Below are 2,730 nucleotides of genomic sequence, written 5' to 3'. Positions count from 1 at the left end.
TAAATTAATTATTTCTGAATATTCAAGAACTGAAACAGCAACATTAAAAGTTGTGCTAGAAATATTCTCAGTAATATCAATGCTATTTGTATTAATTTTTGTACCTGCACCACCTTCTAATGTTGCTGTTTCAGTTCTTGAATATTCAGAAATAATTAATTTAGAAGCATCTTTAATATTATCAACTTTATCTCCACTTTTATTATAATATTGTCCTTCTCGTTTAGTTGTTGTAATACTAACTGAACGTGTAAATTCTGCAGACTGAACTCCTAAAAATTTAGCAACAATATTATTATTAGTTCTACTATTGTCATCCTTCATTATACTAACTTGAGATGAACTACCTGAAAAACTTTTATTTGATGGTGAAGTTAATCGTAAATTTTCAGTAAGCCCAATACTCTTCATATTTCCTGATGAAGTTGAAGATATAATTTTCTTTATCGGATTACCAACAGATTGCATTCCGTCAGGGTCAATAAAATAAACAGGATTATTATATGCATAATTGTAAGGCGTCCATCTTCTACTTTGCTCCGCAAGCGGGTCAATATTCATCCATCTACCAATGGCGGGGTCATAATTTCTAGCTCCGTAGTCATAAAAGTTAAGCCCCAACTCGTCTTGCCACTCTTTTCCATTGTACTTATACTTATACTCCAACAACGATCCATCGGTAGGCTGTTTAATTTTATACTCCTCTGGGTTGTTAAATCCAATAGGACTAGGTTCAAAAGTAAATTTTTTGACGTCATTAAGATAGTTGGTATGCTTTAAACCAAATGGATAATAGTGATTCTCTTCAAGTATTTTAAGAACGTTTGATTTGAATTATCTTTTATCAAATATATTAAAAATTTCCGCAAAGTCGGGAGACATTTGCGGAGCTTTTCATAGGAAATCTTTGCTAGAATACTTTGCCGAGCTAGGATTTTATAACACTAAACCCAGCTATTAGATGGGTTTGTTGTTGTTTAATTCTTATTAATCCTCATTTAATAAATTATTATTTTTATAATAGTTGAAAATCCTTTGACATTCAATATTTCCAATTATTGCACCTTGTTTTAAGAAGTCTAAAGCTAATTTTCGAGTTTTTTTATCTAACCCTTCTAACTCGGTAAATTCTTTTTTGTGATAAAAATCGGTTAATACATAATACACATCTTCGTAGGCTAAATGATAATTATGCTTATTAGCCATAATTAAAGCAGTATATAAAAATCTATCGTCGTTAGGAGAGTCCATATATGCAGTACTCATTTCTTTATAAGCAATAGTATCTCCTTTAGTTAATGCTAACTCTTTTAAATCATTATATGACATACTAGGCTCATTTAATGAGAACTCTTTTTGCTTTTCTTTTTTATTACAATTTATTAACATAATTGCAAAAAAACTAAAAACTAGAACTTTTAATATACTATCCATTTTAATTTACTTTTGTTAATTGATCCCATAAACTCGGATTATTTGTAGGTTGCCAGTCGCCTTGATAACTCCTAATTAGTTGACCATTTTTATAAACATTCCAATTACCAGGTTTATTTTTATTGGGCTCTTTGTTTTTTGGGTCTCCGTTGCTATCTCTTTTATACTCATCATCTTTTCCTTGAGATTTAGATTCAAATGTTCCTATTGGTCCATCTTCTGTGAAATATACTCTTTGATCAGGAGCTATAATTTCTACATCTTTAAACTCATCAGAACCAGATACTGTTTGAGCAAATGAAGGAGCTATTGAATTTCCATCTTTGTCTTTAAGGTCTGAACCTGTACGACAAGAATATAAAACAACTGTCATTCCTTCTCCACTTTCTTTATTCTTCCAATCATCGCTATTACGATTTAAAACCGCATTTAATTGACTGGCAGTTCTGATTTTGTCTCCTCTAACATCATTTGACATTCCTTTTGGGCTACCATGTCCTGTTACTGTGATTAATGTACTGCTATTAGGAATATTCTTGGCTCCACTTTCAATTCTTTTGTCTGCTGCCTTTTGTTGTTCTGTTGAAGCTGACTTAGTTGGGTTTATTAAAACAACTTCAAGCCCTTCCAGTTCAAAACCATCGATTACTCTATTTTCGGAGAAGTTATAATGTGATTGATATGCGTATTTTTCACTTAAAGGGTCAATACTCATGAAGCGTCCAATTGCTGGGTCATAATTCCTCCATTTGAACGAGTACCAGTTAAGCCCTAATTCATCTTGGAGCTCTTGTCCTTGATATTTATACTTATACTCCAAATATGTTACTTCAAGGTATTTTTAAGAACGTTTGCTTTGAGCTATCTTTTATCAAATATATTAAAATATTCCGCATAGTCATTCGCATTTTCGGAGCATTTCATTGAACATTTTGCAAAACCAGATTATTATTAACTACATGAAATTGTCAAATTCTCCAACACTAAATCTGAAAAACGGTATCATTTTTCTTCATTACATTCGTTTTAAGCGATTCTAAAATGTAAAAAAGGCAAACTTTACGCTTGCCTTTTGGTTTTAAATTTTATTTACGGATTGATTTACAAATGATTAAATTGTGGGTTTTGGTTAATCACCAACTTTAGAACATTACCCTCTACATTACGAAGAACACTTTTTCTGCGAGTAAATTTATTTTACCACTTGTATCAAATTCGATATAATAACATTTCTTATTTAAATATTCATCAAACAATTTTTCCTCAAACTCATACCGACCTCTATAAAAATTATCT

3 protein-coding genes are annotated in these 2,730 nt (G+C 31.0%); all 3 read right to left on the bottom strand.

The features are described from left to right. The coding region (locus C0512_RS16045) for an RHS repeat-associated core domain-containing protein (protein WP_367161175.1) at positions 1-666 on the bottom strand (666 nt) is incomplete at its 3' end. 321 nt (positions 667-987) lie between these two features. After that, on the bottom strand, positions 988-1,434 hold the full coding sequence (locus tag C0512_RS15035; RefSeq protein WP_290863032.1) for a hypothetical protein: 447 nt from the start codon (positions 1,432-1,434) through the stop codon (positions 988-990). Between the two features lies 1 nt (position 1,435). Beyond that, positions 1,436-2,254: an RHS repeat-associated core domain-containing protein gene (locus C0512_RS15030; RefSeq protein ID WP_290863030.1), complete on the bottom strand. Its 819-nt coding sequence runs from the start codon at positions 2,252-2,254 to the stop codon at positions 1,436-1,438. Positions 2,255-2,730: the final 476 nt, after the last annotated feature.

The sequence above is a fragment of the Flavobacterium sp. genome (assembly GCF_013822155.1).
GTDB lineage: Bacteria > Bacteroidota > Bacteroidia > Flavobacteriales > Flavobacteriaceae > Flavobacterium.
Note: the sequence above shows the minus strand (reverse complement) of the source record. Positions and strands in the feature narration are given on the sequence as shown.